The organism is uncultured Microbulbifer sp., from assembly GCF_947498635.1.
In the GTDB taxonomy this organism is placed as follows: domain Bacteria; phylum Pseudomonadota; class Gammaproteobacteria; order Pseudomonadales; family Cellvibrionaceae; genus Microbulbifer; species Microbulbifer echini.
The window spans coordinates 111,533-138,480 of record NZ_CANMKV010000001.1 but is presented as its reverse complement, the minus strand read 5'-3'; the positions used below and the strand labels follow the sequence as shown (position 1 = coordinate 138,480).

At 55.9% G+C, this 26,948-nt stretch carries 26 protein-coding genes, 1 other RNA gene and 1 pseudogene; 13 read left to right on the top strand and 15 right to left on the bottom strand.

Annotated elements, in window-relative coordinates:
- Nucleotides 1–428: 428 nt before the first annotated feature.
- The 10 genes from Q1A69_RS00625 to Q1A69_RS00580 form a co-directional block, all read right to left on the bottom strand.
- Nucleotides 429–617 (bottom strand): hypothetical protein, encoded by a 189-nt coding sequence (locus Q1A69_RS00625; RefSeq protein WP_299579510.1) that lies wholly within the window; start codon nt 615–617, stop codon nt 429–431.
- Complete coding sequence (locus Q1A69_RS00620; RefSeq protein WP_299579507.1) at nt 614–940, bottom strand: hypothetical protein; 327 nt, start codon at nt 938–940, stop codon at nt 614–616. Before Q1A69_RS00620 ends, Q1A69_RS00625 begins: the two co-directional genes overlap by 4 nt.
- Before the next feature lie 10 nt (nt 941–950).
- Nucleotides 951–1,172, bottom strand: coding sequence for a hypothetical protein (locus tag Q1A69_RS00615; protein ID WP_299579504.1), 222 nt, complete (start codon nt 1,170–1,172; stop codon nt 951–953).
- Between the two features lie 111 nt (nt 1,173–1,283).
- Nucleotides 1,284–1,712 (bottom strand): hypothetical protein, encoded by a 429-nt coding sequence (locus tag Q1A69_RS00610; RefSeq protein WP_299579501.1) that lies wholly within the window; start codon nt 1,710–1,712, stop codon nt 1,284–1,286.
- Nucleotides 1,713–2,189: 477 nt separating this feature from the next.
- A complete protein-coding gene (locus tag Q1A69_RS00605) occupies nt 2,190–2,396 on the bottom strand; it encodes a hypothetical protein (protein WP_299579498.1) in 207 nt (68 codons plus the stop codon).
- A gap of 46 nt (nt 2,397–2,442) precedes the next feature.
- Nucleotides 2,443–3,675, bottom strand: coding sequence for an integrase arm-type DNA-binding domain-containing protein (locus Q1A69_RS00600; protein WP_299579495.1), 1,233 nt, complete (start codon nt 3,673–3,675; stop codon nt 2,443–2,445).
- Nucleotides 3,676–3,860: 185 nt separating this feature from the next.
- Nucleotides 3,861–4,250, bottom strand: a transfer-messenger RNA (tmRNA) gene (ssrA, locus tag Q1A69_RS00595).
- Nucleotides 4,251–4,416: 166 nt separating this feature from the next.
- Nucleotides 4,417–5,763 carry a sodium-dependent transporter gene (locus Q1A69_RS00590; RefSeq protein ID WP_299579492.1) on the bottom strand — a complete coding sequence of 449 codons (1,347 nt, stop codon included), beginning with the start codon at nt 5,761–5,763 and terminating at the stop codon, nt 4,417–4,419.
- 40 nt (nt 5,764–5,803) lie between these two features.
- Entirely contained in the window at nt 5,804–6,283 is a 480-nt protein-coding gene (gene smpB / locus Q1A69_RS00585) for an SsrA-binding protein SmpB (RefSeq protein ID WP_299579489.1), read from the bottom strand.
- 15 nt (nt 6,284–6,298) lie between these two features.
- Nucleotides 6,299–7,717, bottom strand: coding sequence for a sodium-dependent transporter (locus Q1A69_RS00580; RefSeq protein WP_299579486.1), 1,419 nt, complete (start codon nt 7,715–7,717; stop codon nt 6,299–6,301).
- A 194-nt stretch (nt 7,718–7,911) separates the two neighbouring features.
- Here Q1A69_RS00580 and Q1A69_RS00575 point away from each other — a divergent pair, with 194 nt between their 5' ends.
- Together Q1A69_RS00575 and Q1A69_RS00570 are read left to right on the top strand one after the other, a co-directional pair.
- The gene (locus tag Q1A69_RS00575) at nt 7,912–8,352 is read left to right on the top strand and encodes a type II toxin-antitoxin system RatA family toxin (RefSeq protein WP_299579483.1); all 441 of its coding nucleotides are present in this window, start codon (nt 7,912–7,914) and stop codon (nt 8,350–8,352) included.
- Nucleotides 8,349–8,699: an RnfH family protein gene (locus tag Q1A69_RS00570; RefSeq protein WP_299579480.1), complete on the top strand. Its 351-nt coding sequence runs from the start codon at nt 8,349–8,351 to the stop codon at nt 8,697–8,699. Before Q1A69_RS00575 ends, Q1A69_RS00570 begins: the two co-directional genes overlap by 4 nt.
- On the opposite strand, the gene Q1A69_RS00565 is transcribed toward Q1A69_RS00570, so the two are convergent.
- Nucleotides 8,696–9,040 carry an outer membrane protein assembly factor BamE gene (locus tag Q1A69_RS00565; protein WP_299579477.1) on the bottom strand — a complete coding sequence of 115 codons (345 nt, stop codon included), beginning with the start codon at nt 9,038–9,040 and terminating at the stop codon, nt 8,696–8,698. The two genes, Q1A69_RS00570 and Q1A69_RS00565, sit on opposite strands and share 4 nt — an antisense overlap.
- A 278-nt stretch (nt 9,041–9,318) precedes the next feature.
- Here Q1A69_RS00565 and fur point away from each other — a divergent pair, with 278 nt between their 5' ends.
- Nucleotides 9,319–9,729: a ferric iron uptake transcriptional regulator gene (gene fur, locus Q1A69_RS00560; RefSeq protein WP_020414626.1), complete on the top strand. Its 411-nt coding sequence runs from the start codon at nt 9,319–9,321 to the stop codon at nt 9,727–9,729.
- A gap of 45 nt (nt 9,730–9,774) precedes the next feature.
- Here fur and Q1A69_RS00555 read toward each other — a convergent pair whose 3' ends face one another.
- Both Q1A69_RS00555 and recN read right to left on the bottom strand, forming a co-directional pair.
- Complete coding sequence (locus Q1A69_RS00555) at nt 9,775–10,377, bottom strand: 1-acyl-sn-glycerol-3-phosphate acyltransferase (protein ID WP_299579474.1); 603 nt, start codon at nt 10,375–10,377, stop codon at nt 9,775–9,777.
- A 291-nt stretch (nt 10,378–10,668) separates the two neighbouring features.
- Nucleotides 10,669–12,339 (bottom strand): DNA repair protein RecN, encoded by a 1,671-nt coding sequence (gene recN / locus Q1A69_RS00550; RefSeq protein WP_299579471.1) that lies wholly within the window; start codon nt 12,337–12,339, stop codon nt 10,669–10,671.
- A gap of 230 nt (nt 12,340–12,569) precedes the next feature.
- On the opposite strand from recN, the gene grpE reads away from it, so the two are divergent.
- The 3 genes from grpE (at nt 12,570) to dnaJ (ending at nt 16,644) form a co-directional block, all read left to right on the top strand.
- A complete protein-coding gene (grpE, locus tag Q1A69_RS00545; RefSeq protein ID WP_299579468.1) occupies nt 12,570–13,211 on the top strand; it encodes a nucleotide exchange factor GrpE in 642 nt (213 codons plus the stop codon).
- Between the two features lie 123 nt (nt 13,212–13,334).
- A complete protein-coding gene (gene dnaK, locus Q1A69_RS00540) occupies nt 13,335–15,281 on the top strand; it encodes a molecular chaperone DnaK (RefSeq protein WP_299579465.1) in 1,947 nt (648 codons plus the stop codon).
- 235 nt (nt 15,282–15,516) lie between these two features.
- Entirely contained in the window at nt 15,517–16,644 is a 1,128-nt protein-coding gene (dnaJ, locus tag Q1A69_RS00535; RefSeq protein ID WP_299579462.1) for a molecular chaperone DnaJ, read from the top strand.
- A gap of 81 nt (nt 16,645–16,725) precedes the next feature.
- Here dnaJ and Q1A69_RS00530 read toward each other — a convergent pair whose 3' ends face one another.
- Nucleotides 16,726–17,181, bottom strand: coding sequence for a hypothetical protein (locus Q1A69_RS00530; protein ID WP_299579459.1), 456 nt, complete (start codon nt 17,179–17,181; stop codon nt 16,726–16,728).
- Between the two features lie 242 nt (nt 17,182–17,423).
- Here Q1A69_RS00530 and dapB point away from each other — a divergent pair, with 242 nt between their 5' ends.
- The 7 genes and pseudogenes from dapB to greA all read left to right on the top strand — a co-directional run bounded on the left by dapB (nt 17,424) and on the right by greA (nt 25,905).
- A complete protein-coding gene (dapB, locus tag Q1A69_RS00525) occupies nt 17,424–18,239 on the top strand; it encodes a 4-hydroxy-tetrahydrodipicolinate reductase (RefSeq protein WP_299579456.1) in 816 nt (271 codons plus the stop codon).
- Nucleotides 18,240–18,323: 84 nt separating this feature from the next.
- Nucleotides 18,324–18,731: pseudogene (locus tag Q1A69_RS00520) on the top strand (ATP-dependent zinc protease); the annotation flags it as partial.
- A gap of 84 nt (nt 18,732–18,815) precedes the next feature.
- On the top strand, nt 18,816–19,757 hold the full coding sequence (gene rimK / locus Q1A69_RS00515; RefSeq protein WP_299579850.1) for a 30S ribosomal protein S6--L-glutamate ligase: 942 nt from the start codon (nt 18,816–18,818) through the stop codon (nt 19,755–19,757).
- 3 nt (nt 19,758–19,760) lie between these two features.
- Complete coding sequence (locus Q1A69_RS00510) at nt 19,761–20,522, top strand: YfiR family protein (RefSeq protein WP_299579453.1); 762 nt, start codon at nt 19,761–19,763, stop codon at nt 20,520–20,522.
- Between the two features lie 332 nt (nt 20,523–20,854).
- Nucleotides 20,855–22,003, top strand: coding sequence for a glutamine-hydrolyzing carbamoyl-phosphate synthase small subunit (gene carA / locus Q1A69_RS00505; RefSeq protein WP_299579449.1), 1,149 nt, complete (start codon nt 20,855–20,857; stop codon nt 22,001–22,003).
- Nucleotides 22,004–22,115: 112 nt separating this feature from the next.
- A complete protein-coding gene (carB, locus tag Q1A69_RS00500) occupies nt 22,116–25,343 on the top strand; it encodes a carbamoyl-phosphate synthase large subunit (protein WP_299579446.1) in 3,228 nt (1,075 codons plus the stop codon).
- Between the two features lie 85 nt (nt 25,344–25,428).
- Complete coding sequence (gene greA / locus Q1A69_RS00495; protein ID WP_299579443.1) at nt 25,429–25,905, top strand: transcription elongation factor GreA; 477 nt, start codon at nt 25,429–25,431, stop codon at nt 25,903–25,905.
- Between the two features lie 54 nt (nt 25,906–25,959).
- On the opposite strand, the gene Q1A69_RS00490 is transcribed toward greA, so the two are convergent.
- Nucleotides 25,960–26,838, bottom strand: a complete 879-nt coding sequence (locus Q1A69_RS00490) for a hypothetical protein (RefSeq protein WP_299579440.1) — start codon at nt 26,836–26,838, stop codon at nt 25,960–25,962.
- Nucleotides 26,839–26,948: the final 110 nt, after the last annotated feature.

Genomic DNA, 26,948 nt, shown 5'->3' with positions numbered 1-26,948 from the left:
GCCGTAGTGCGGCCGTCAATAAATTGAATCAGAGGTGCGCTTTTCCCAAGTATTCGGAGGTGCTCCAGTAGGGTTCACCTCAAGCTTCCCACCGCACTCATCAATTGCTTGCCAAGTAATAGCATATAAGCTCGCCACATTCGGGCGCCTCCCTTGACGAGTCTGAAGTAAAAAGCCAGTTTCTAGTAACTCTTTGAGCGCTTTCCTTAACTGGTCGTTACTAGTCCAACCGTGAGGCTTTAAAACTGTTAGAGTCGCGCATAGGTCGCCATTGTTGTTCCCTCTGTACTGGTTGGCCATTGGGAACAGCAGGGCCTTAGCTCTGGTGCTGAGCGCGGCGAAATTGGGATGATCTAGCATCCGGCGCGGAAAGGCGGAGAATGGCGGGTTCCCCTTCCGCCGCTTTCCCTGCTTATATCCCTTGGCCATTACACCCCCAGCTTTCGGATACTACGAATGCGGGACGCGCCTGCTACCGGGTCGCCCACAGCCTCGGGATTGGTGTCAGCGGTGCTCTGTAGCGCCTGAGAGGCTAGCGCTCGTGCTTCACGTGTTGACTGGGCATCGACAACCATCGGCATGGTAATTATCTGTTCTATCTCAATAATGTATTTCACAGGGCCCCCCCAATTCGTTCTCGCTCGCTCTCTGGTAGCTTGTAGACCCCATGCCAGCCCCTAACGCCATCCCTGTCGGTATGACTAACGTGCTCGCAGAGAATCAGTATCCCGCGCTGTCTCAGACGGCTTACAAGGTCGGGGCTATTGCTGGTCCCTGCTATTTGGTCTAGTTCCTCGCGGCTGCGTGGGCGCTCCATTAGCGCAGTTAGTGCGCGATGTTGGCGAGGGCTGAGGTGTAACGGTCTGAGGGTGCTACCATTAGATTTGCTCTCCGCAGTAATGGGGCCGCCCTGTGCCGGGACGGTTCTGTTTCCTTCCATGGCCGCGCCCTCAGTTTTGAGATTCTGAAATTAGTTTCTGTTTGAGCTCCAGCAGGTAGCAGCCCTCCCAGACCGTTGTTTTCGGTCCCAGCTTGATTCCGCGTTGGGCGCGTCCGGTCTTGCTCCAGTGCCACCAGGTAGAGAGGCCGATGCCAAACAGTCGGGCGCACTCAGGCGCCCGGTACATAGCTGTGGGGTTGATTACTTCTGGAAATGGATTACTTGATTTCATGTATTAGCCTTTTCGGGTTGGGGTTAGATTGGCTAATACGGATTCTTCATGATGAGCGGCCCTGAGGTAATGGAACTAAAAAGCTTCTTCCAGGCCATTTAGTTCCGGGGGTTACTCGCTAAAGAAGGTTCGCTCTTTGTCGTAGGGGGATTTTTCAATATTGCGACGGGTGGTTGTGTCGCCGGGGTTCACCCCCAGCAGAACTCGGGCTAGCGTATCGACGGTTTCATGTCTGTGGCCGCCTAGAAATGCGGTAAACACCGTACCCATCCGGCGAACAAAAATTATGTAATCCCATCCGTGCTGACCTTTGCTCTCAGCTACAGCTGTATTGTTGGGACACTGCTCACTTTGTGCCTGAGCTAGCCGCTCCAGTAAGTCAGACACAAAAGGCGGGTTCTGACAAAGGAATAGACCGGGTTCGTCGTGACCGACAATGTCGGATTCTGAATATCCCTGCGTAAACCCTGTGTAATAGTGCCGCTCTATAGCTCCCTCAAACTCCTCTGGCTTCATGAGGTCCCAAGTGGTGCTGTCCATGTCGTACTCCCTGAGAGTTGTGGCTAGCCTGGTAAGAGCCTCAACTATTTTCAGGTGCTTCTTCTTTCGGGTTTTGGGGGTGAGATAATCCCAAGGCGAACGGGCAAATAGAGCCCACAAAAGCCGGTAGAAAAACTGGGTTTCCCAGCTAGGGATGCTCTTTTCGGTGAATGCTTTCCCAAGCCTGCGCCATACGGCTTCCATCTCTGGAGCTGTGCATAGTTTGGTAATCACCGGGACCAGCTGGCTCTTTGGGTATCCGTATTCGAATAATAAACCGCACCCCCCCCCATAAGGGCCGCTTCTCCAGATTTCGCCGTCCACGCCATCTAGAATACGTTGGTAGTGAGTTGCTATTGCTTCAGGTACCCATTCTTGAAGTTTTGGAGCCGGCTTCATTTTTAATTACTTGTTATTGAGAGAGTCTTAAATCAATAGGTGGAGCTTTCCTAGAGAACTGAGTAGCTAAAGCCCAAGTTAAGAAGAGCCTGGTGTGAGCTGCTCTATCAGAGATTGACGTATAGTTAACGACTCTTGGACGCTATGTCCTGCGGAAAAAGCTATCATTGCAGCTATACGAGCCGACTGTTCTGCACGATACTGCCACCTTGGAACTTCAGGGCATTGGGAAGTTTTTTTGTGGGCTTCCAAGACTTTTATTAATTCAAACTTATCACTATCCATAAAAACTCTCCTTAGTCTTTCATGTGTAGAAACTGAGTGCCCCTAATTAAGCGGTGCTTGTAAAATTGGCTATAACTACATTTCCGGGGCTAGTGTTTAATTTCACTCTATCTAAATAGTCCGCCCATTTCTGCATCATTTCCGCACGCTGAGATAGATGCTTGGTGCGGTTGTATGCTCGACCCAGCGTATCTTTCACTTCATGGGCCAGCTGGTGCTCTATGTAATCCACACGGAAGCCCAAAACCTCATCCAGTAGGGTGCGGGCCAGAGCGCGGAAGCCGTGGGCGGTCATGGTTTCATTGTCATAGCCCAGTGACCTGAGTGCAGTCCTCACCCCGTTGTCAGACAGTGGGCGGCTCCGGCCTCGAGCTGATGGGAAAACATATTTGCTCCGGCCGGTGAGTGGCTCCAGTTCTTGCAGCAGTGCCAGCGACTGTTCTGCAAGAGGGATAATGTGCGGCTGGCCCATTTTCATTTTTCCGTTGGGCAGCTCTATTTGCTTGGCTTCCCAATTAATTTCGGTCCACTCCAGTTTGCGCAATTCTCCAGGGCGGCAAAATAGGAGTGGGGACAGCTTTAGGGCTGTTCTTACTACGGGGGTGCCTTGGTATTCGTCAATAGCAGTTAGCAAGCGCCCAACTTCAGCGGGGTCGGTTATTGCTGCCAGGTGTCTTTTCTTGGTGGGGGTGAGTGCGCCGGTCAGGTCTGTGGTGGGGTCGCGGTCGGCCCTTCCGGTGGCCACGGCAAAGCGGAATACCTGGCTGGCTACTCGCTTTACCCGGTGGGCAGTCTCCAGGGTTCCCCGGCTCTCAATACGGCGCAGGCACCGCAGCACTTCCGGGGGGCTTATCTCGGAGATAGGACGCTTACCCAAATAGGGCTTTAGGTCACGCTCTAAAGCGAGGGTGGCGCGGTCCTTTGATGAGCTGGATAGGTGCGCCATCTTGGCGGCGAACCACTCATCACTAACGGCGGCGAAGCTGTTGCGATTGGCTTCCAGGGCGGACTCTTTGCGGGCGCGTTTTATATCGCGGGGGTCGACGCCTTCGGCTACATGCTGGCGGGCTTCATCACGGAGTTCGCGGGCGCGCTTTAGGCTTACATTGGGGTAGAGCCCAATTGCCATTTCTGGGCGTTTGCCATGCAGGCGGAAACGGAATACCCAACGCTTGGCCCCGGTCGGGGTCACTTCGATTGCCAGCCCTTTCTCATCGGACTCAATGTACTTCTTCTCGCGGGGCTTGAGGGCGCGGACCTTGGTGTCAGACAGCGGCATAGCTCACCTTCCATGGATTTTGGACGGGTTGGACGGCGGCACTACTATCAACCCGTCCAATAACCCGTCCACTTGAGGCTGGATTTGGACGGGTTAGCTTAGATTAACTGGGATGGTCTAGATAAGCAAAAGCCCCGGAAACACTAGGTTTGCGGGGCTTTCGTGGGCTGTCTGAGACAGCAATTTGGTGGAGATGGCGGGAGTCGAACCCGCGTCCGTCAGCACTCTGCCAGAGGCTCTACATGCTTAGCTCCGTCTATTGATTTAACCCATTACAACCCGGCGGTCAGGACGTATAGGGCGATCCCGTAAAGTGTTTAACCGCTTACCCACGGACATGGCTTGCGGCGATCCAGTTCTGTATAACAGTCTACAGCGCGATACTGGAACCTTGCTGAAGACTGCTAAGGGACGAACCCTTAGTTAGTGCTTCACAAGCTGCTTACGCAGCGAGTTGGGCACCGTAGTTGTCGTCGTTGGCAACTAATAAAATACAGCTTTGGATTTACGTGATTCGCTGCCATCACGGCATGCACCCAAGGTTTCGTCACCGGCGTCGAATCCAAGTCATCCCCGATTAGAAACACTCTCGTGTGTCACATAAGTATACCTCAAAGTTGGGGCTTGCAATAAATTTTTATGCGCCAGCTGTTCTTGAGGTGATTGGTGGTGTTCTTGGTAGGGCGGGTAGGCGGGGGAGTGTCCCGGCGGCGGTTGCCGCCGGGACCTGCAGTCGATCGGTTAAATCACTGACTGGGCGAAGGCCGCCAGGATCAATAGTGGGCAGACTATACGTACATACCAGGGCCAGATCTTCCAGAATAGGGTGTGCTCTATATCTTCGTGGCCTTTCTTCAGCTCACCCAGCAGCTGGTCGCGGCGCCAGATCCAGCCGGCAAAGATACACAGCGCGATACCGAGCAGGGGTTGTCCGTATTCGGTACTGATACTGACTGCGAGTCCAAACAGGGTGTCGAAGTTGTAAATAATGGTGCTGCTGATAGCAAAGATAATCAGGCCCACTACCGGCGTGGCAATACGACGCGGGATACCCAGGTTTTCGATCGAGAAGGCCACCGGTACTTCTAGCATGGAGATGGAAGACGTGAGCGAGGCGATCACCATCAGTGCGAAGAAGGCGATCGCCACAAAGACTCCGGCTTCACCCATGGTATCGAACAGTGCGGGCAGTACCTGCAGAATCAGGTTGGGTCCGGCGATCAGTTCGCCGCTGGCGGAGAAGATCTGCGAACCAGCCTCCTGGGCTACGTACATGGCGGGCAAAATCAGCAGGCCGGCGGTAAAGGCGATGCCCACGTCGATCAGGGTGACCAGGGCGCCGAGGCGCGGCAGGCTCTCCTGCTGGCTTAGATAGGAGCCGTAGATCAGCATGGTGCCCACTCCCAGAGATAGGGAGAAGAAGGCCTGGCCCATGGCAGAGATCAGGAGCTTCGGAGTGAAGTGGCTGAAATCCGGCATCAGGTACACTTCCAGGCCAGTAAAGGCGCCTGGCTGGGTAAGTACATAGGCGATCAAAAGCAACAACAGAATGATCAAGGCGGGCATCAGCAGGGTGGACCAGCGCTCAATGCCTTTTTCTACGCCACTGGCAATAATCAACATGGTAAGGCCGCTGAAGACTGCGGTAAAGATCAGGTTCCGCTGGGTACTGTTTTCAGTGAGCCATTGCGCCGCTTCCTGGGCACCAAACAGGGTGGCGAAGGGTTCGGCCAGGTGGGCTACCATCCAGCCGGCCACTATGGCGTAGAAGCTCAGGATCAGGGAGGCAACGAGGATACCCCCAAAGCCGGTGAGGCCACCGAAGAAGCGGCTTACAGGGCCGTTGGAGATGGTGCGCAGTGCCTGCACCATATTGCGACGCGCATAGCGGCCGATGGTGAGCTCGGCCATCAGGGCCGGGTAGGCGAGGGCGAAGGCCAAAACCAGATAGGCGACAACAAAGGCGGCGCCGCCGTTGCTGGCGGCCTTGGTGGGGAAACCCCAGATATTGCCGAGGCCCACGGCGGACCCGGCGGCGGCCATCAAAAAGCCAATATTCGAGCTGAACTGTCCTCGAGGTGCACTCATGGTAAATCCCGTAATTATTCTTCTAATTGTTCGCCGTGCACTACTTGTGCGTTGCGCGCATTAGGCGCTGCTTCTCGCGGTTCCAGTCGCGCTGTTTTTCCGTTTCGCGCTTGTCGTGCGAAGCCTTGCCCTTGGCTAGGCAAACTTCACACTTAACCAAGTGCCCCTTCCAATACAGTGCGGTGGCCACCACCGTGTGTCCCTTCTGCTCCACAGCGGCAATCAGCTTGGACAGCTCGCGTTTGGTGAGCAGTAAGCGGCGGGTACGGTCTGGCTCGGTCACATAGTGGGTGGAGGCACTGGCAAGCGGTTGGATACGCGACCCCAGCAGCCAGGCTTCACCATTTTTGAAAATGACATAGCTGTCGGTCAGCTGGGCTTTGCCCTCGCGACAGCTTTTCACTTCCCAGCCCTGCATTTCGACGCCCGCCTCAAACTTCTCCTCAATGAAGTAGTCGTGACGGGCCTTCTTGTTGAGGGCGATGGTGTTAGATGTTTGCGCTTTCTTTTTCTTGGCCATGAAAACTTCTGATGACTAGATAAAACTGTGTCCAAAAAACTTCAGGGCCACGGTGTTGATAAAGATCAATAGCAGTATCAACGGGATAAAAGTGCCCAGGGAGAAGTTCACGTATTTTTGTGAGAAAGAGCCGGCAAAGGCGGCATCGCCTTCCTGCAGCTCTTTGTCAAAGTTGGCTTTTTTCCACTTGTAGATCACAAACAGGCACACCAGCAGGCCGTTCAACGGCAGAATGGTGTCGTAGAAAATGATCTCTACCAAATCGAAGAAGGACTTATTGACGCCGGCCAACTGAACAAATTCAGTGAACCAGTTGACCATGCCAAAGGAAACGGCGCAAGCGATGGCCAGTACAAACTGTACTCCGGCAACCACGTAAATGGCTTTTTTACGCGTCATATTGCGCTCGTCGCGCAGGGTGGCGATAGGCACTTCGATAATGGATACCAGCGAGGTAATGGCTGCGACCAGTACCAGGAAGAAGAAGATGGCGGCGACTGCACTTGCCCCCATATAACCGATGCTGTCCTGCAGGGCGAGGAAGATCTTCGGCAGGAACAGGAAGATCATGCCGGCGGAGGATTCGCTCAGCTCGGAGGGATCAATCTGCGGGTTAAAGTGGAAAATACTCGGCAGTATCAGCAGGCCTGCGGTGAAGGCCACCAGCGTATCGGTGATGGCCACGGCACGCGAGGAGCCTGGGATGGAATCCCGCTTCTTCATATAGGAGCCGTAGGTGATCATGATACCCATGCCCAGGGATAGCGAGAAAAAGGCCTGGGCCATTGCCTTACTGATTATCGTACCGTCGATTTTGCTGAAGTCTGGTATCAGGTAGTACTTAACCCCGAGGAGCGCGTTGTCCAGAGTCAGGACAAAAATCACCAGCCCAAGCAGCATGACAAACAACATGGGCATTAGGGTTTTTGCTGCGCGCTCAATACCATCCTTGACACCCATGGAGAGAATAGCGTTGATAATTAGCATCAGCGCCACCAGGTAAATAAATACCTTGGGCGTGTTAATAAAGTGGATAAAGAAATCTTGCGTGGCGAGCAGGTTGAGGTTACCGGTGACCGTTTCTATGAAGTACCCTAGTACCCACACGGTGACCACCAAATAAAATACTGCGATCATAAATGGTGTGATCAAAGCCAGCCAGCCGGGGATACGCCACAGGTGTGAGCCATTAGAGAGTTGACGGTAGGCGCCAACCGGGTCTTTATCGGAGCGGCGCCCCAGCGCCAACTCGGCCATCATCACAGGAAGGCAGATCAGGAAAACGAAGAGCGCATAGACCAGTAAAAAAGCACCGCCTCCGCTCTTGGTGGCCGCTACCGGGAATGCCACAAGATTGCCTATTCCAACTGCGGAACCAGCTGCGGCTAGGATAAAGCCCAGCCTCGACCCAAAATGCTCTCTCACTGCGGTCATAGTACTCTCGCTATTATTTTTTATCAGATACAGCTTGTCATTTTTGTTATTCCAACGGGGCCGGGTTTGTCCCGTGGGCAAAAAATGCGATTGTTACAGGAATTGTCTTGCTTGAGTAGCGCCGACTGGCAAAATTAGCGGCCGAACGACAATACCAGGCGATTTTGCCTAGCGGACTGGATTAGACAACAGGAATGACTGAAATAGAGCGCAGCGCGCTGGTGATGTACAGCGCGGAACAAATGTTTGATCTGGTCAATGATGTGGCCAGTTATCCGCAATTTTTACCCGGCTGTCGCGGAGCCGAGATTCTGCACCGCGACAAGCAAATCCTGGAGGCACGTCTGGATTTATCGCGCGCGGGTATTCGCCAGAGTTTTACCACGCGCAATCAACTGATGCGTCCGACCAGTATGACGCTGACTTTGGTGGATGGGCCTTTCGAGAATTTTACTGGGCACTGGATGTTCACCCCTCTTGCGGAGAGCGCCTGCAAGGTGACCTTCTCTCTGGCGTTCTCCATGAAAAGTCGTTTAATCGCCGCTGCGGCCGGTAAGATCTTCAGTGATCTGGCCAATCAGATGGTGGCGGTGATGTGTGCGCGCGCCGAGGAAATATACGGGAAGCCCCAATGACGGAAGAGAAAACGATCTCGGTGGAGGTAGTGTATGCGCTACCGCACGAACAGCGGCTTATGCGACTACTGGTAAAAGAGGGCACCACTGCGCGGGAGGCCTTGATACGCTCCGGTATTCCCGAAGAATATCCAGAAGTAGACCCAGATAGTGCCAAGCTGGGGATTTTTGGCCAGGTATTGGGTAGTAAGGGTTTACCACCGGCGGAGAGCTATGCGTTGCAGCCTGGCGACCGGGTAGAGGTGTACCGCCCGCTGATTGCCGATCCGAAAGAGGCGCGCAAACAGCGCGCCGAGAAAGCCAAACGCCTGGCGGAGAAGAAAGGTGCCGAGGATTCCTCAGCTTAGGGCCAGTTTGCCGGTTGCCAGTCGCCGCTGGTGGATACCAGGGAATCTTCATCAAAGTAAACGCTGAAGCGTTTCTGAGTGATCTTGCCCTTTTTGTTGCGCACGCGGTTGATATAGTCCCAGCGGTTGGGGTTATAGGTATCTTCCAGCAGCGGCGTACCCAAAACAAACTGCACCTGACGGCGGGTCATACCGGGCTTCAGCTGGTCGATCATTTCCTGGGTAATGATATTGCCCTGCTGTACCTCAATGCGGTGCACACCGGGAAACTTAACCAGTGTACAGGCACCAAGGAGGGCGCACAGGCTGGCGATGGCGATAAATTTCAGGCTAGGCGGCATTCATTGCTCCATTATGTTCTTTCATACGGTACCTCTCGCACCGATATTTTACGGCTAACCGAAGTAGGCCCCTGCGCAAGAAGAAAGTTCCCTCACCTCCGCGATTTGCCCCAGTCGGGGCGCCCGGGGTTCCGCTGACTCCGTAGGGCATGGGATAATACCCGAAGAGTCGGCTCGCTGACAGGCGGGAACCTGTGGTCTCATTTGGGTATAGACCTCTCTAGCGGGCTGATACAAGTAAAGACAATTCATAAAATCCTGTCGGGAAATATCTATTCATGTCGAACGAAAACCAGGAATTGCGCAAGGCCGGTCTGAAGGTCACCCTGCCGCGGGTTAAGATTCTGCAGTTGCTTGAAAGCACCAGTGAACAACATCTGAGTGCTGAAGATGTCTATAAGCTACTGCTGGAAGCGGGGGAGGATGTTGGTCTGGCTACGGTCTACCGGGTACTCACCCAGTTTGAGAGCGCGGGCCTGGTTGTGCGTCACAACTTCGACGGCGGCCACTCTGTATTCGAGCTGGATCGCGGCGATCACCACGATCACATGGTATGCACCGATACCGGCAAGGTGATTGAGTTTCACAACGAGGAAATCGAGGAATTGCAGCGCCAAATTGCCGAGGAGCACGGTTATGAGCTCACCGGCCACAGCTTGGTGTTGTATGTGAAGGCGAAAGAGAAGTAGTCCATTCGGGTGCGGCGTCCGCCGCACCCATTCCATAACGGCTTTCTATCGGGGCTGGCAGGGCGGCGTATAGAGTTCTGGGAACTTGCCAATTTTATCCGCGTAGAACTCCCTCAGCTTATTTAATTCCGCTTCCAGGTTCTCACTCAGTTGAGCGATAGGGCCGATAACCACCTCTTTTTTAGAAAAGTTGATGGAGCCCAATACCAGCGGCACTTTGGCACTGCGCGCGATATGGTAGAAACCGGATTTCCAGCGCTCAGCCATAGCGCGGGTCCCTTCAGGCGGAATAGCGATAACCAGTTCTTTGCGCAACTTAAACTGGCGAACAGTGGCGTCTACCAGGTTGTTGGACTTGCCGCGGTCTACAGCGATCCCACCAAACCAGCGCATGGGGCCGCCGAGGGGAAACTTGAACAGCTTGTCTTTGCCCATCCACTGCGGCGTCATCTTTAGCTTGAGCGCGGCGAGAATAAAGTAATAGCCGTCCCAGTTCGTGGTGTGAGGGGCCCCTATTAATACGTATTTCTTCAGCTTCAGTGACTGTTGGTCACCTTTGGCGCGCCACCCGTGCAACTTCAACAACAGCTTGGCTACCTGGCGCAGTAGCGGCGTGACAACCGGGGTATTAAAAATCGTTCTCTGCATAAACTCGGCCGATACTACTCAAACAAAGTTAAACAAGCGGCCCAGTATATGGTGACTTCAGCCGCCACACCCAGTCATATTTGGTCTATTCGTCCTAAAACGGTATATATCACCGGCAGGACGGCTATTTTGCCCGATTGCTGGCGGTTATTTATTGATCTGCGGGATAAGATTGCACACCACCCCCAGAGGAGGCGTGCGAGTGTCCTATTGGTCAGTTAAGACTTGTGGATAAGAGTGTACTTGGGGGCGTCTCTGAAAAGAGGAAGCGCCCAAGGTTATAAGAGGAGCTCAGGGTACTCTGCCGAGCATCTCTTCCGCATGGGCCAGGGATTGAGGGCTGGGTTGCCCGCCGAGCATGCGTGCGATCTCCTCGCGTCGCTCGCCGTTTTTTAGCTCGCGTAAGGCGACCCATGCTTGCTCCCCGTCGCTGTGCTTTTCCACCAGATATTGCCGGTGAGCGCGGGCGGCCACTTGTGCCAGGTGGGTGACACAGATGACCTGGCCGCAGCGGCCGTTGCGGGTCTCGCCCAGTTGGCGCAGTAAACGGCCGACGACATCGCCGGTGGCGCCGCCAATTCCCACATCCACCTCATCGAATACCAGGGTGGGGGTGCGGGAGGTCTGTGCCGTCACGACCTGGATGGCGAGGCTCACCCGCGACAGCTCACCACCGGAGGCAATTTTGCCCAGCGGGCGCGGCGGTTGGCCGGGGTTGGTTGAAATTAGAATTTCGGCTTCTTCCAGACCGTGACTGCAGGGTTTATCCAGCGCCTGCAGGGCCAGCGCCACCCTGGCATGGGGCATAGCCAAATCCCCCAATTGTTGGTTGACCGCCTCGGCTAAGGATTCTGCGGCCCGCAGCCTGAGCTGGCTCAGTTTGCCGGCGGTAGTGCGGAATTGCTGTTCCAGTTTCGTGCAGGTGCTGGCGAGGCGCTCTAAGGCATCTTCCGTGCCGATGTCGTCGAGTTCCTCCTGCAACTGCCGCTGCAAAGCGGGTAACTCAGAGGGCTTTACACGGTGCTTGCGCGCGGCCTGGTAGATGGCGCTGAGGCGGTCTTCCACTTCGGACAGGCGCTCCGGGTCCATCTCGAAGCGGTCAATATGACGCGACAGGCTACTGGCGGCTTCATCGATCTGGATGCGCGCGCTGTCGAGCATTTGCGTCACTTCCACCAATGCGGGTGCTTGTTCTGGCATGGCGGAAAGCAGTTGCAGTGCCCGGTGCAGCTGCTCGGCGATATCCCCCTCTCCGCCGGATAGCAGGGCGGCCAGCTGGTAGCTGCCACTGAGGATATCTCCGGCATTGGCCAGCTGGCGCTGCTCGCTCTCCAGCGTTTCAATCTCTCCCTCGCTCATCTCCAGCTGTTCCAGCTCACGCAGCTGGTACTGCAGCAGGTGGCGGCGCGCCTCGGCCTCTTCGGCACTGCTGGCCAACGTGCGGTAGCGGCGGTACTGGTCCTGCCAGGTTTTAAAGCGGCTGCGGGTCTCGGCGGCCAGATCCTGAGCCTGGGCGAACTCGTCCAATAGGCGGCGGTGGGTTTCCTTTTTCAGCAGCGATTGGTGTTCGTGCTGGCTGTGGATATCGATCAGCTGTTCGCCCAGGGCGCGCAGCTGCAGTAGGGTCACCGGCTGGCCGTTGATGTAAGCGCGCGAGCGCCCATCAGAGCCGATAGTGCGGCGAAGAATGACTTCCTGGCCGATATCTAATTCCTGAGATTCAAGCCATGCGGTGGCGCTGGGGTGATCGGAGATATCGAAAGTGGCACTGATATCGGCGCGTTGGGCGCCAGCGCGCACCAGTTCGGCGCTGCCGCGGCCGCCCAAAGCGAGCCCCAGTGCATCGAGGGTGATGGACTTGCCCGCGCCGGTTTCGCCGGTGAGGGTGCTAGTTCCGGGGCCGAACTCCAACTCCAGTTGGTCCACCAGGGTGAATTGGCTGATAGACAGATGCAGCAACATAGTTATCGCTTTTATGTCCTTGTTTTGTCGACAGGCACCTCGGCCTTTGGTAGTGGTTATTTATACAGTATCTGTTCCCGGTTAGCTATAGGGCCGGGGCCACATTACCCTGCCGGAATGCGCGGACGCTAAAAACCACTTGAACTGTGCGGAGATGGCCCCATATAGCCCCAGAGCCCGCGGGGCGGGCCCAACTCATTACTGACAGAGTCGACGCGACGGAGAAAGCAGTGGCCAGAGAGCGCAGCGAAGAAGATCAGATCAAAGAGGGGGTGCAGCCGGAATCACTGGCTGATGAACACCTGACAGCGACGGACGAGGCGGTTTCCGCGGAGATTGAAGATCCCTCCGCAGCCGAGCGCGAGCAGGCTGAAGAAGCCCTGCACGAAGAGGCGGAGAGTGCCGATACCCTGCACGATGAAATCATCAAACTGCAGGAGCAGTTGACGGTGCAGAAGGATATCGCCCTGCGTGCCCAGGCCGAGGAGCAAAACGCCCGCCGCCGTGCGCAGCAGGATGTGGAGCGCGCGCGCAAGTTTGCGGTAGAGAAACTGCTGCAGGATTTGTTGCCGGTTGTAGACAACCTGGAGCGCGCCCTCGCCACCATCGATCCCGCAGATGAAGGCAACAAAGCATTGGTGGAAGGTATCGAGCTAACCCACAAATCTTTCGTCGATACTCTGACGAAAAATTCCGTGGAAATTGTCGATCCGGCCGGTGAGCCCTTCGACCCCGAGCTACACCAGGCTATGACCCAGGTGCCCAGTGGGGAGGTGGAACCGAATACGGTGATGGAAGTGTTTCAAAAAGGGTATCGCCTTAACGGTCGCCTGGTGCGTCCGGCCATGGTGGTGGTCAGCAAAGCGCCGTAACGGCAGGTGTGCAAAGCGGCCTTGAATTTCATCGGCCGGCACCAATATAGCTGACATCAGGAATTATTCGCGCGCAGTAAACAGAGAAGAGCTGGCCGCGCGCACCAAATGAGGATTTTACAGATGGGAAAAATTATCGGCATCGACCTGGGTACCACCAACAGTTGTGTGGCGGTCCTGGATGGTGACAAAGCGCGTGTAATCGAGAACGCCGAAGGCGATCGTACTACACCTTCTATTGTTGCCTTCACTGACGACAACGAAATCCTGGTGGGCCAGTCCGCCAAGCGTCAGGCGGTGACCAATCCCCAGAATACTCTGTTTGCGGTAAAGCGCCTGATTGGCCGTAAATTCAAGGATGACGTTGTTCAGAAAGATATCAAAATGGTGCCTTATACCATTACTGAAGCTGACAACGGTGATGCCTGGGTAGAAGTGAAGGGCGATAAAAAAGCGCCGCCGCAGGTATCCGCTGAAGTCCTGAAGAAAATGAAAAAGACCGCGGAAGATTTTCTCGGTGAGAAAGTCGATGCTGCGGTAATTACCGTACCGGCTTACTTTAACGACTCCCAGCGTCAGGCGACCAAAGACGCCGGTCGTATCGCGGGTCTGGATGTGAAGCGCATTATCAATGAGCCCACTGCCGCCGCTCTGGCCTATGGCCTCGACAAGCAGGGTGGCGATCGCACCGTAGCGGTATACGACCTGGGTGGTGGTACCTTCGATATCTCCATCATCGAAATCGCCGACGTCGATGGCGAGAAGCAATTCGAAGTACTGTCCACCAACGGTGACACCTTCCTCGGTGGTGAAGACTTTGACATGCGTCTGATCGAATACCTCGCAGAGGAATTCAAGAAAGATCAGGGTATTGATCTGAAAGGCGATCCCCTGGCCATGCAGCGTCTGAAGGAAGCGGCAGAAAAAGCCAAGATCGAGCTGTCCTCCAGCCAGCAGACCGAAGTGAACCTGCCGTATATCACCGCAGATGCCACCGGTCCCAAGCACTTGGTTGTTAAGCTGACACGCGCCAAGCTGGAAAGCCTAGTGGAAGAACTGGTTGCTCGCTCCCTGGAGCCGGTAAAAATTGCCCTGCAGGACGCCGATCTGTCCGCCTCTGGCGTAGACGAAGTGATCCTGGTGGGTGGTCAGACCCGTATGCCACTGGTTCAGCAAAAAGTGACCGAATTCTTCGGTAAAGAGCCGCGCAAAGACGTTAACCCGGACGAAGCTGTTGCCATGGGCGCTGCCATTCAGGGCGCCGTGCTGTCTGGTGATGTAAAAGACGTACTGCTGCTGGACGTAACCCCGCTGACCCTGGGTATCGAAACCATGGGCGGTGTTGCGACTCCGCTGATCGACAAGAACACCACGATTCCCACCAAGAAGTCCCAGGTGTTCTCCACTGCGGATGACAACCAGACTGCGGTCACTATTCACGTGGTGCAGGGCGAGCGCAAACAGGCTTCCCAGAATAAATCTCTGGGTCGTTTTGACCTGGCCGACATTCCGCCATCCCCCCGCGGTGTTCCGCAGATCGAAGTGACCTTCGATATCGATGCCAACGGCATCCTGCACGTACACGCGAAAGATAAGGCGACAGGCAAAGAGCAGTCCATCGTGATCAAGGCCTCTTCCGGTCTGTCCGAGGACGAGATCGATAAGATGGTGCAGGACGCTGAGGCCAATGCCGAAGCGGACAAGCAGTTCGAGGAGCTGGTGCAGACTCGCAATACCCTCGACGGTCTGATCTCTGCCACCAAGAAGACTCTGGAAGAAGCTGGCGACAAGGCCACCGCTGACGAGAAATCCGCGATTGAAGCGGCAATCACCGAAGCGGAAGAGGCGGTCAAAGGCAACGACAAGGCGGCCATGGAAGCGGCGACCACCAAGCTGACCGAAGCTTCTGGCCCGGTTGCACAGAAAATGTACGCCGAGCAGGCCCAGGCCGCTGGTGCCGAAGAGGCTGCCGGTGCTGGTGCCCAGGGTGAACAGCAGTCCTCCGCGGGCGACGATGCGGTAGACGCGGAGTTCGAAGAAGTTAAGGACGACAAAAAAGAAGGTAAGTAAGCGTTCGCTTGCATTTCCGGTGGCAGCTTTTACAGTGGCCACCGGAGCACTTCAGGGGCGCGGCGCCTTACTTTCAGAGGCCCGCGCCCTGTGTTGTTTCAGGTACCTGCCAATATGGCTGCGTTTGAGCGGTTTGGCAGGGCTCCGCAATGGTAATTTGCGGGGTTTGGTTAGGAACTGAAAAGTAGAAAGAGAGTTTGGCCGTTCTTGATGCCGGACCAGAGAACATAGTTTTATGTCGAAACGCGATTATTACGAAGTCCTGGGCGTCGAGCGTGGCGCTTCAGATGCAGAGCTGAAGAAAGCTTACCGCCGGGTGGCCATGAAGTTTCACCCGGACCGCAACCCCGATGATGCGGAAGCGGAAAATAAATTCAAAGAGGCCAACGAAGCCTACGAGGTACTGTCCGACTCGCAGAAGCGCGCGGCTTATGACCAGTTTGGTCACGCCGGTGTGGAAGGCCAGATGGGCGGTGGCGGAGCCGGCGGTTTTGGTGGCTTCTCCGATATCTTCGGCGATGTGTTCGGCGATATTTTCGGTGGAGGCGGCGGTGGTGGCCGTCGCGGTGGCCCGGCGCGCGGTTCCGACCTGCGCTATGACCTGGAGCTGGATCTGGAAGATGCGGTGCGCGGCACTACCGTCAAGATCCGGGTACCCACGCTGGCCTCTTGTGACAGCTGCCACGGTTCCGGTGCCAAGGCCGGCTCTTCGCCGCAGACCTGTGGTACCTGTGGCGGGGCGGGCCAGGTACGCATGCAGCAGGGTTTCTTCTCTGTTCAGCAAACCTGCCCCAACTGCCGTGGTCGCGGCTCTATCATCTCCGACCCCTGTGGCAGTTGCCATGGTCGCGGCCGGGTAGAGGAAACCAAGACTCTGTCGGTTAAAGTGCCTCCCGGTGTGGATACCGGCGATCGTATTCGCTTGACTGGTGAGGGTGAAGCGGGCCCCGATGGCGGCCCCGCGGGAGACCTTTACGTGCAGGTGGTGGTAAAAGAGCACGACCTGTTTCAGCGCGATGGCAAGAACCTCTATTGCGAAGTGCCGATCAGCTTTTCCGCCGCCGCCCTCGGCGGTGAACTGGAAGTGCCAACCCTAGAAGGCAAGGTGAAGCTGAAGATCCCGGCCGAGAGTCAGACTGGCAAGCTGTTCCGCTTGCGCGGTAAGGGCGTCACTCCGGTACGCGGTGGTGCCACTGGCGACCTGCTTTGCCGTGTTGTGGTGGAAACCCCGGTGAGCCTTTCCAGTAAGCAAAAAGAACTGCTACAAGCGTTTGCCGATACGCTCAGTGAGAAGAAGAATGCGCCACGCCAGACCGGTTGGTTCGAGGGCGTGAAGAGCTTTTTTGGCGATATGAAGCTGTAACCTAGCGGCTACTAATCAACAGGTGGCTTCTATTCTGGGGCTACCTGAGATAGTGAATGTTGGCCCGGTGTCGATACCGGGTCAGCCCTCTTGGGCAGAGCGGGCTCTCAGGCGCGCGGCGAGTCCCTGCAGGAATTCTTGCTGAATTCTGCTCACCTCCTTTAATTGCTGTTTATTTAGTATTCCCTTTAATTCTTTTAGTGTTTGAGCGCTGATAGCGGCTAACTGTGCGCCTATTTCGCCGCGTTGTTTGGGTGTCAGGCGAATTTTATCGCCGCTCAAAAAGCCATAGTGCTCTAGCACGGCTTTTTTTTCCGCGATGCTTTTTTGCATAATGGGCAACACGGCTTTCTTCTGGCCAGGAGTGAGCTGCAGACGCAGCGTCACCCAATCGTTGATATCGTCATATCTCTCCCAAAAATCGGCATTGCTTCCCTGTTGCTGGGCGGACACTGGCGTACTACCAAAAGCCAGAGTCAGGGAAATTACCACCACCAGTACATTCGGCAGGTGGTTTGATCGAATCATAAGTCGCATGATGGCGCTCCATTTACCCCACTGAAATAAGCCTAGCACCGGTACTTGTCACCGTTTTTAAGGCGTGCTGGTTACTTGGTAATAAAGATGTGCTTCGTAATTTCTCTTGTGCCCATAAAAGTGTGGGGGTCAGATTGATCGGTGAAGAAAATGATCACTTTTAATCGGCTCTTTTTGTAGCTGCTTTCTGGCCGTGCGGGGTAATATTCCGCTCCTTATGGGCGTAAAGCAGGAGCGTTGCAATGGCAGTAAAAATAGCGATCACTGGATTTGGCGGACGTATGGGGCGGGCCCTGGCGGAGGCGTTAATGCTCGCTAAAGAGGCGGAACTCTCCGCAGCCATAGTGCGCCCCGGTTCCAGCCTGGTGGGCGCCGATGCCGGTGAGGTTGCCGGCCTTGGTCGCAATGGCATCGCGATTGTAGACCGTTTGGAAAAATCAGAATTCGATGTACTGATCGACTTCAGTGCACCCCAGGCCACGGTAGAAAACGCGGCTTACTGCGCAGCCCAGAATCGCCCCATAGTGATTGGTACCACTGGATTTGATGCCGGACAAAAAACTGCAGTGCTCAGTCACAGTGACAAAATACCACTTTGCCTGGCTAGTAATTTTTCCACGGGCGTAAACCTGTGCTTTAAATTGCTGGAAACCGCTGCGCGGGTAATGGGCGAAGACGCGGATATAGAAATTGTGGAGGCCCATCATCGCCATAAAGTGGATGCCCCATCGGGTACCGCGCTAAGCATGGGCGAGGTCGTGGCGGAAACACTTGGGCGCGATCTGGATAAAGTGGCTATTTATGGGCGCGAGGGCCAGACGGGTGCGCGCGAGCGTGACACCATCGGCTTCGCCACCGTGCGTGGCGGTGATGTGGTCGGAGAGCACACGGTGATGTTTTTGGCCGAGGGAGAGCGGGTTGAAATAAGTCATCGCGCCAGCAGCCGCCTTTCTTTTGCTCGCGGGGCAGTGCGAGCAGCGCTGTGGTTGGCGGGAGAAGAGGGCTCGGCACGGGCACCGGGATACTATGATATGCGCGACGTGCTGGGACTGAATTAATTTGCCCGCAGCAACGGTTTTCTGAAGGGTAGGAAAAGGATTCGGGGAGTTCTCTCGCCCGATAAATTAAAAAATGTTGAGGATTTGTGTTTGGAAAAAAAGCTGATTGTCGGCAGTGAAGAGTGGTGTGCTTTTCCCGGTTTGGGAATCCCCGCGATCAAGGCTCGGGTAGATTCCGGGGCTAAAACATCATGCCTGCACGCATATAATATTCAGACGTTTAAACGCGACGGTGAGCCCTGGGTGAGCTTCGAGGCGCACCCGCTGCAGCACCAGCGCCGTCCCACTGTGCGCTGTGAAGCCCGCATACTCGATAAGCGCCTGGTACGCAGTTCCTCGGGGGAATCGGAGAGGCGGCCGGTCATTCGCACCGCGCTCTCGATCGGCGGTAGTGTCTGGGATATCGAGTTGACCCTGACCAACCGCGACAGCATGGGCTATCGAATGTTGCTCGGGCGCGAGGCGATGCTCGGACGCATGATGGTCGACCCCTCCGAAGGTTTTTGTCTGGGCGAGATGCCAAAAAGTCAGCTCGATGAATTTTATCGGGACGAGCACCATATCGCAGGCACCGGACTGCGCATCGGCTTGTTGGCCTCCAATCCGGATCTTTACAGCAATCGCCGCATCATGGAGGCGGGCGCCGAACGCGGCCACCGCATGACCTTTTTGGATGTGCGCCAGTGTTATATGAAGCTGGATGCGGATGAGCCCGAGGTGCACTACCGCGACGGCCGTGTCCTGAATAACCTGGATGCCATTATTCCGAGAATTCGTCCCAGCCAGACTTTTTACGGTTGCGCGCTGACTCGTCACTTCGAGAGCCTGGAAGTGTTTGCCTTGAATGGTTCTGCGGCGATCAGCCAATCGCGGGACAAGCTGTTTTCTCTGCAATTGTTGCAGCGGAGTGGTTTGAACATCCCCACCTCGGGTTTTGCCAATTCGCCAGTGGACACCAATGAGCTGATTGAAATGGTCGGCGGTGCGCCTTTGGTGGTGAAGCTGCTTGAGGGCACCCAGGGGCGCGGCGTGGTACTGGCGGAAACCCGCAAGGCGGGAGAGTCGGTGATCAATGCCTTTAAGTCACTGAAAGCGAACCTGTTGGTGCAGGAATTTATTCGCGAGGCTCAGGGCAAGGACCTGCGCCTGTTTGTGATCGATGGGCGTGTAGTCGCCTCGATTCAGCGGGAGGCTGCACCGGGCGAGTTTCGTGCCAATATCCATCAGGGGGGCACGGCTTCGGTGGTTAAGGTAACCGCGGATGAAAAGCGCATTGCGGTGAAGGCGGCGAAAGCGTTGGGCTTGAAGGTGGCTGGGGTGGATATTATCCGCTCGCGCAAGGGCCCGCTGCTGCTTGAGGTGAACTCTTCACCTGGTCTTGAGGGGATCGAGAGTGCCACCCGCAAAGATGTGGCAGGCGCCATGATTATGTCGATTGAAAAGGCCTTGAAGTGGCGTTCGACGGCGTCGGCACATGCGCCGCGCAGCGACTCGGAAAGCGATTCGCCTAAGCAGTAAGCCGTGTGGCGGGGCGCCGGCGGTGCCGGGCCCGGTGGACTAACCTTCAGGGGTGGCCGGGCTTTCCGCTGGCGCGCTTATCGAGCCTCGGTAGCGTTTGAGTGCCGCAGGTATCCGCCGATAGACACCCTGTGCCGGGGCCGCTCCTACGGTACAGGCAGTGTGAACCGCAGGGCTTATACGACCGTGAAGACACCTAGCCACAGACTTTCGCTCCCCCGCCTTTCCCTCTTCTTTTCACTGCTGTTGAGTGTATTGATTGCGCCTGTGGCCCTGGCTGCGGTCAATCTTTCGGACACCCCCTTGGGGCGGCGAGTGATGGTGGATTACATCGTGCATTTCGCCTACAACCTGCAGTGGCCGGTCAATGCCTTCGACAATCACAGCGCACCGTTCAAAGTGTGTCTGCTGGGTGGCGATTCTCTGGGAGAGACCCTGGCGGAGCGTTTCAAGAACCAGCGTATCGATGGGCGTCGGGTGGCGCTGGAGAGGATCGATCTCAAAGACATACTGCGCGCGCGCAAGTGCCAGATTGTGGTTCTCGGTTCAATGGATCGCGCCAACCTGCTGAAGACGCTGGTGACCGTGGAATTCTTTCCTGTCCTTACGGTGAGCGATGCCGAGCGCTTTGCGGTAACCGGGGGGATGATCGAGTTTGCCGACACCAATGGTGAGGTGGCTTTGCGCATGAACAAAACCATGCTGGAGAAAGCGGAGTTGAAGATGGGTAACAGTTTGTTCCGCCTCGGCCGCAAGATGGAGTGAGGAGAGGATTTGGATCGCTTTTGCTGCATTTTTGCACTAGCGTCCATGGGTAAATTCGCGTAGAATCTGCGCCCGATTTGGGCCGGTGCCGCGAAGCTGAATCGCACAGCGCGAGCCCACCGAAAAGCCGGTGGCAAGCATCGGCTCAACTTGTGAGAGCCGCGCGTGAAAAGATTTTTAAAGCGAGATGAAGCTGCGATGTTTCATCTCGCTTTTTTATGCGCGCGCCAGTCAGGAGCCTGTATGCTCCTAAGCCCGCAAACCCCGCCCGGAAGCAGTTCTGAAGATTGGAGTTCAATTTGACTAAAGCTGTCCCTACGTCGGAGGCTTTCATGCCCCACAACTTTATGCAGAGTACAACTCCCGCGCTGCTGGTGCTCGCAGATGGTAGCGTCTTTGAAGGACGCGCCATCGGCGCCCACGGCAGTTCTGTTGGCGAGGTGGTGTTCAACACCTCAATGACCGGCTATCAGGAGATCCTTACCGATCCCTCCTACGCCCGCCAGATTGTGACTCTGACTTATCCACATATCGGCAACACGGGTACCAACCAGGAAGACGAAGAGTGCGCCGAGATCTGGGCCGCCGGCCTAGTGATTCGCGATCTGCCGCTGTTGGCCAGTAGTTTTCGCAGTGAGCAGTCCCTGGAGGACTACCTGCGCGAGCGCAATATCGTCGGCATCGCGGATATCGATACCCGTCGCCTGACTCGTCTGCTGCGCGACAAGGGCGCCCAGAGCGGTTGTATTGTCGCTGGCGACAATATCGACCGCGAGGAAGCCCTGGCCAAGGCCAAGGATTTCGCCGGCCTGAAAGGCATGGACCTGGCTAAGGTGGTTAGCACCAAGGAAGCCTACCCCTTTATCGAAGGCACCTGGACCCTTGGTGAAGGCCACAAAGCCGCGCCGGAGCAGCCCTTCAAAGTGGTGGCTTATGACTTTGGTGTGAAGCGTAATATCCTGCGTATGCTGGTGGATCGCGGCTGTGATATCACGGTGGTACCGGCGGAGACCTCGGCCTCGGAAGTGCTGGCGATGAATCCCAACGGTGTCTTCCTGTCCAACGGACCCGGCGACCCCGAGCCCTGCGAATACGCGATTGCCGCTATCCGCGAAATCCTCGACGCCGGTATCCCCACCTACGGCATCTGCTTGGGACACCAGCTGCTGGGTCTGGCAGTGGGTGGCAAAACCGCCAAGATGAAGTTCGGTCACCACGGTGGTAACCACCCGGTACAGGACCTGAACAGCACCAAGGTGATGATCACTGCGCAGAACCACGGCTTCGAAGTGGACGCCGATAGCTTGCCGGGCAATGTGGAAGTTACCCACAAGTCCCTGTTCGACGGCACCTTGCAGGGTATCCGCCTGACAGACAAGCCGGCCTTCAGCTTTCAGGGCCACCCGGAAGCGAGCCCGGGCCCACACGATGTGGCGCCGCTGTTCGACCACTTTATCGATTTGATGAAAGAGCGCGCCTAAGGGTGTAGCTGCCCAGGGTAGGGCGAACAACCGCCGCTTTTGCGGCGGTTTTAACAAGACACGTATGAAATTAAGCGCAGCCGGCCTGGGCCGGTAGTAGAACGGAAGAAAGATGCCAAAACGCACAGATATCCAAAGCATACTGATTATCGGCGCCGGCCCCATCGTTATCGGCCAGGCGTGCGAATTTGACTACTCCGGCGCCCAGGCCTGTAAGGCGCTGCGCGAAGAGGGCTACCGGGTCATCCTGGTGAACTCCAACCCGGCCACCATCATGACCGATCCGTCCATGGCCGATGCCACCTACATCGAGCCGGTGGAGTGGCGCACTGTCGCCAAGATCATCGAACAGGAGCGTCCCGACGCCATCCTGCCCACGATGGGTGGCCAGACAGCACTGAACTGCGCCCTCGACCTGGACAAACACGGTGTCCTGAAGAAATTCGATGTCGAGCTGATCGGTGCGGACAAAGACGCTATCGAGAAAGCGGAAGACCGCGACCTGTTTGATAAGGCCATGAAGGCCATCGGCCTGGAAACTCCGCGCGCCAAGATCGTGCACTCCATGGAAGAGGCGAAGAAGGTACCGGAAGTGTTCGGTTTCCCGGTCATTATCCGCCCGTCTTTCACCATGGGCGGCTCCGGTGGCGGTGTGGCCTACAACTGGCCGGAGTTTGAAGAGATCTGTAAGCGTGGTCTCGATCTCTCCCCCACCAACGAACTGCTGATCGACGAATCCCTGCTCGGCTGGAAAGAGTACGAGATGGAAGTGGTTCGCGATAAGAACGACAACTGCATTATCGTGTGCGCCATCGAGAACTTTGACCCGATGGGTGTGCATACCGGTGATTCCATCACGGTAGCGCCGGCGCAGACGCTGACCGATAAGGAATACCAGCTGATGCGCAACGCGTCTATCGCGGTATTGCGCGAGATCGGCGTTGAGACCGGCGGTTCCAACGTACAGTTCGGCGTCTGCCCGAAGACTGGCCGCGTGGTTGTGATTGAGATGAACCCCCGTGTATCTCGCTCCTCCGCACTGGCCTCCAAGGCCACCGGCTTCCCGATCGCCAAGGTCGCGGCCAAGCTGGCGGTGGGCTACACCCTGGATGAACTGCAGAACGATATCACCGGCGGCGCTACCCCGGCGTCTTTCGAGCCGTCCATCGACTACGTTGTCACCAAGATTCCGCGCTTTACCTTCGAGAAGTTCGGTGAAGCGGATGCGCGCCTGACCACCCAGATGAAATCGGTAGGCGAGGTGATGGCCATCGGCCGCACTTTCCAAGAGTCCCTGCAGAAAGCGCTGCGCGGTCTGGAAGTGGGCAGCTTCGGCCTGGAAAGCAAGATCGATCCGAGCAAAGACGGTGCCGAGAACCGTTTGCGCAGTGAGCTCTCCATACCGGGTGCCGAGCGTATCTGGTATGTGGGCGATGCCTTCCGCATGGGTATGAGCATCGATGAAATCTTCGAGCTTTCCGGTATCGATCCCTGGTTCCTGGTGCAGATCGAAGAACTGATCAAAATCGAAGAGCCGCTCAAGTCCCTGCCCACCTCGGCGCTGACGGCTGAGCATATGCGCTTCCTGAAGCGTAAGGGCTTCTCAGACCGTCGCCTGGCAGACCTGCTGGGCGTGAGCCAGAAAACGGTGCGCGAATTCCGCCATAAGCTGGGTATCTTCCCGTCCTTCAAGCGTGTGGATACCTGTGCCGCTGAATTCAGTACCTCGACTGCTTATATGTACTCCACTTACGACGAAGAGTGTGAGGCAGAGCCGTCCGATAACAAGAAAATCATGGTGCTCGGCGGTGGGCCCAACCGTATCGGTCAGGGCATCGAGTTCGACTACTGCTGTGTACACGCCGCCCTGGCGATGCGCGAAGACGGCTACGAGACCATTATGGTCAACTGTAACCCGGAGACCGTTTCCACCGATTACGACACTTCCGATCGCCTCTACTTCGAGCCGGTCACCCTGGAAGACGTGCTGGAAATTGTTGCCAAAGAGAAGCCGGAAGGTGTCATCGTACAGTTCGGTGGCCAGACGCCGCTGAACCTGGCGCGTCACCTGGCTAACGAAGGGGTTCCGATTATCGGTACCACTCCGGAGCAGATCGATCGCGCTGAAGATCGCGAACGCTTTCAGCAGATGATTATGCGTCTCGGCCTCAAACAGCCGAAGAATGCCATCGTGCGCTCTGTGTCCGAAGCCATCCAGGCAGCCAAAGATGTGGGCTACCCGCTGGTCGTGCGCCCCTCCTACGTATTGGGCGGCCGTGCCATGGAGATCGTCTACAAGGAAGACGAGCTGCTCACTTACATGAAAGAAGCGGTGCAGGTTTCCGATGAGGCCCCGGTGCTGCTGGACCACTTCCTCAACGCGGCCATCGAGGTGGACATCGACGCGGTATCCGATGGCAAAGACGTTGTAATCGGCGCCATCATGCAGCATATCGAACAGTGTGGCGTGCATTCAGGCGACTCCGCCTGCTCCCTGCCGCCTTACAGCCTGCCGGCGGACGTGCAGGACCGCATGCGCGAAGAAGTAAAAGCCATGGCGCGCGAATTGGGCGTAATTGGTCTGATGAACACCCAGCTGGCCTATCAGGACGGCGAGATCTATGTGATCGAGGTGAACCCGCGTGCCTCCCGCACCGTGCCGTTTGTCTCTAAGTGTATCGGTTCCTCCTTGGCGAAAGTGGCGGCGCGTTGCCAGGCCGGTATCAGCTTGCAGGCGCAGGGCTTTACCGAAGAGATCGTACCGGACTACTACTCCGTCAAAGAGTCTGTATTCCCCTTCAACAAGTTCCCCAAAGTGGACCCGATTCTCGGCCCCGAGATGAAGTCTACTGGCGAAGTAATGGGCGTTGGTGCGACCTTCGCAGAAGCCTTCGACAAGGGCCTGGTTGCCGCCGGCGATCGCCTGCCGGAATCCGGTCGCGCATTTATCTCTGTGCGTGACTTCGATAAGGCAGATGCCGTGGGTGTTGCCCGCGATCTGGTCGAGCTGGGCTTCGAGGTGATTGCCAGCCGTGGTACCGCCAAGGTCTTGCAAGAAAATGATATTCCCGTTACAACCGTCAACAAGATGAGTGAAGGTCGCCCGCATATCGTCGATATGATCAAAAATGACGAGATTGCGCTGGTGGTGAACACCACCGAAGGGCGCCAGGCGATTCGCGACTCTGCGGATATCCGCCGCAGCGCCGAGAACCACCAGGTGTGCTACACCACCACCCTGGCGGCGGCACAGGCCATGGCAATGGCGATGCGCCAGGAAGAGCCGCTGCAGGTGCGTCGTCTGCAGGATCTGCATCAGCGTGTGATAAAACTGTCCTAAACAGCTAAAACAATTCGTCAGTTCGGATCGGGCCTTGTGGTGACACAGGGTCCGGTTGCGTAGTAACAATAATGGAGGTCCCATAGTGAATCGGGTACCAATGACCGTAGAAGGCGCGGAAGCACTGCGTTCAGAGTTGGATAATCTGAAAAAAGTCGAGCGCCCAGCCGTGGTGGAAGCGATTGCTGAGGCTCGCGAACACGGTGATTTGAAGGAAAACGCCGAATACCATGCGGCGCGTGAAAAGCAGGGCTTTATTGAAGGTCGAATTCAAGAGATCGAAGCGAAGCTGTCCCACTCGCTGGTTATTGACGTAAAGTCGATTGAGCCCAGTGACAAGGTGATCTTCGGTACTACAGTAACCATTATCCACTTGGATGATGATGTAGAAGTGACTTACAAAATTGTAGGTGATGATGAAGCCGATGTGAAAAAGCAAAAAATTTCGGTGAATTCCCCCATTGCCCGCGCTCTGATTGGTAAGGAAGTGGGGGAGATCGTTGTGGTGCATACCCCATCGGGTGCGGTGGAATATGAAATTGAAACTGTAGAGCACCTGTAACAGGGGCTTCTAAAAAAAGGGCGGCCAGAGGCCGCCCTTTTTTGTGGCGTCGTTTTACTGGGAAATATAGCTTTGGTTGCTGTCGCCATATTGGTGAACTTTGGCGGTTCCATAGCGGCCAACCTGGGAAACCAAGCTGTAGTTGTGGGAGCCAATTTGGGTCGCTTCCGCAAGATGCTTGTTGCCAACCTGTCCGAGATAAACATCGTTACCTTGACCACTTTGCTTGGTTGTCGCAGAGTGATGGCTGCCAGCCTGAGAAATATCCGCCTCGTTATACCAGCCTTCCTGATACATTCTGGCGTCATGGCCGAACCCATGTTGGCGGATGTCACCGTCGTTATTACCGCCATCCCCCTGGATCATATGGGCTCGATGAAATCCACCGGTTTGGTGTATATCACCGCTATTCATTTCCCCGTCCTGTGAAACCATCGCTTCGCTGTTATCGCTAGCGACTTGGGTTACTGTCGCCTTACTGTAGTCACTACTTTGTAAGATGGTGGCTTGGTTGGTATTGCCAGACTGTTGGTAGGTCCAGGCGGTATTTTCCTTACCCTCTTGTGCATGGAAGGAAAAGCTACCCTCCTCTCCAAGCTGGAGTGTCAAGGAGCTGTGGTTCATGCCTATCTGCTCACTCATAGCCACGTTTTCAGATCCACCAGTCTGAAATGCATTTGCATAGTTGCTATGACCATCCTGGTATTGCAAAACAGTACTGTGGTGCTCATAGGCCTGTAGGCTCACAGCTGTGTTGTATTCTCCATGTTGCTCTTGATTTACTAGGTTGTCGTAGCTGTGGGGACCAGTTTGATCAACAAAGCCGAAGTTACCCATGCCGTTTTGATTCTGGTAAGTAATATTGTTGTCGGCTAAAGCGCTACCGCTAACCACGAAAGCGATAGCGGCTGCGATTGAGGTTACAGTTTTCATGAGTATCTCCATTACTGCTTAAAAAAGAGCGTCACGATTGGAGCACTGAGCCGGTGTGCTGATAGAAGGAACAGCGTGCCGTGCCTAATTTTGCAGTACGGCGTTAGGGC

What these genes read in the sequence shown, in the direction of transcription:
- Q1A69_RS00620 (WP_299579507.1), bottom strand. Translation starts at nt 940, where the DNA reads ATGGAAGGAAACAGAACCGTCCCGGCACAGGGCGGCCCCATTACTGCG.
- Q1A69_RS00615 (WP_299579504.1), bottom strand. Translation starts at nt 1,172, where the DNA reads ATGAAATCAAGTAATCCATTTCCAGAAGTAATCAACCCCACAGCTATG.
- Q1A69_RS00610 (WP_299579501.1), bottom strand. Translation starts at nt 1,712, where the DNA reads ATGGACAGCACCACTTGGGACCTCATGAAGCCAGAGGAGTTTGAGGGA.
- Q1A69_RS00605 (WP_299579498.1), bottom strand. Translation starts at nt 2,396, where the DNA reads ATGGATAGTGATAAGTTTGAATTAATAAAAGTCTTGGAAGCCCACAAA.
- Q1A69_RS00600 (WP_299579495.1), bottom strand. Translation starts at nt 3,675, where the DNA reads ATGCCGCTGTCTGACACCAAGGTCCGCGCCCTCAAGCCCCGCGAGAAG.
- Q1A69_RS00590 (WP_299579492.1), bottom strand. Translation starts at nt 5,763, where the DNA reads ATGAGTGCACCTCGAGGACAGTTCAGCTCGAATATTGGCTTTTTGATG.
- smpB (WP_299579489.1), bottom strand. Translation starts at nt 6,283, where the DNA reads ATGGCCAAGAAAAAGAAAGCGCAAACATCTAACACCATCGCCCTCAAC.
- Q1A69_RS00580 (WP_299579486.1), bottom strand. Translation starts at nt 7,717, where the DNA reads ATGACCGCAGTGAGAGAGCATTTTGGGTCGAGGCTGGGCTTTATCCTA.
- Q1A69_RS00575 (WP_299579483.1), top strand. Translation starts at nt 7,912, where the DNA reads ATGACTGAAATAGAGCGCAGCGCGCTGGTGATGTACAGCGCGGAACAA.
- Q1A69_RS00570 (WP_299579480.1), top strand. Translation starts at nt 8,349, where the DNA reads ATGACGGAAGAGAAAACGATCTCGGTGGAGGTAGTGTATGCGCTACCG.
- Q1A69_RS00565 (WP_299579477.1), bottom strand. Translation starts at nt 9,040, where the DNA reads ATGCCGCCTAGCCTGAAATTTATCGCCATCGCCAGCCTGTGCGCCCTC.
- fur (WP_020414626.1), top strand. Translation starts at nt 9,319, where the DNA reads ATGTCGAACGAAAACCAGGAATTGCGCAAGGCCGGTCTGAAGGTCACC.
- Q1A69_RS00555 (WP_299579474.1), bottom strand. Translation starts at nt 10,377, where the DNA reads ATGCAGAGAACGATTTTTAATACCCCGGTTGTCACGCCGCTACTGCGC.
- recN (WP_299579471.1), bottom strand. Translation starts at nt 12,339, where the DNA reads ATGTTGCTGCATCTGTCTATCAGCCAATTCACCCTGGTGGACCAACTG.
- dnaK (WP_299579465.1), top strand. Translation starts at nt 13,335, where the DNA reads ATGGGAAAAATTATCGGCATCGACCTGGGTACCACCAACAGTTGTGTG.
- dnaJ (WP_299579462.1), top strand. Translation starts at nt 15,517, where the DNA reads ATGTCGAAACGCGATTATTACGAAGTCCTGGGCGTCGAGCGTGGCGCT.
- Q1A69_RS00530 (WP_299579459.1), bottom strand. Translation starts at nt 17,181, where the DNA reads ATGCGACTTATGATTCGATCAAACCACCTGCCGAATGTACTGGTGGTG.
- dapB (WP_299579456.1), top strand. Translation starts at nt 17,424, where the DNA reads ATGGCAGTAAAAATAGCGATCACTGGATTTGGCGGACGTATGGGGCGG.
- carA (WP_299579449.1), top strand. Translation starts at nt 20,855, where the DNA reads ATGCCCCACAACTTTATGCAGAGTACAACTCCCGCGCTGCTGGTGCTC.
- carB (WP_299579446.1), top strand. Translation starts at nt 22,116, where the DNA reads ATGCCAAAACGCACAGATATCCAAAGCATACTGATTATCGGCGCCGGC.
- Q1A69_RS00490 (WP_299579440.1), bottom strand. Translation starts at nt 26,838, where the DNA reads ATGAAAACTGTAACCTCAATCGCAGCCGCTATCGCTTTCGTGGTTAGC.